The organism is Corallococcus sp. AB049A, from assembly GCF_003668885.1.
Lineage (GTDB): Bacteria > Myxococcota > Myxococcia > Myxococcales > Myxococcaceae > Corallococcus > Corallococcus interemptor.
Genome location: NZ_RAWL01000932.1, coordinates 1 through 530, shown reverse-complemented (window position 1 = coordinate 530; position 530 = coordinate 1). Strand labels below are relative to the sequence as shown.

Sequence of the window (530 nt, the reverse complement as noted above, 5' to 3'; positions counted from 1 at the left end):
CAGAGGTTGCGCGGCGAGGCGTTGAAATCGGTCTCGGTCTGGAACTGGCGCTCGGCACCCAGGCAGATGCGTGCCATCGCTTCCACCGCCTTGACCGGGTAGGCACCGGCGGCGGTTTCCGCCGACAGCATCACCGCGTCGGTACCGTCGATGACCGAGTTGGCCACGTCCAGCACTTCGGCGCGGGTCGGGATCGGGCTTTCCACCATCGACTGCAGCATCTGCGTGGCGGTGATCACCACCTTGTTCTGCGCCAGCGAGGCCTTGATGATCTTCTTCTGCAGGCCCGGCAGCTCGGCATCGCCGATTTCCACGCCAAGGTCGCCACGGGCAACCATCACCACGTCGCTGGCCTCGACGATTTCTTCCAGGTTCTCGATCGCCTCGGTGCGCTCGATCTTCGACACCAGGGCGGCATCACAGCCGTGCGAGCGGGCGATGTCGCGCGCGTCGTTCATGTCCTGCGCGTTGCGGCAGAACGACACGGCGATGAAGTCCACGCCGATCTTGGCAACGATGCCGATCAGTTC

The 530-nt window shown here is 64.7% G+C and carries 1 protein-coding gene; it reads right to left on the bottom strand.

The window, feature by feature from the left end; genetic code table 11:
* On the bottom strand, nt 1-530 hold a 530-nt coding region (locus D7X55_RS45945), incomplete at both ends, for a pyruvate kinase (RefSeq protein ID WP_233610410.1).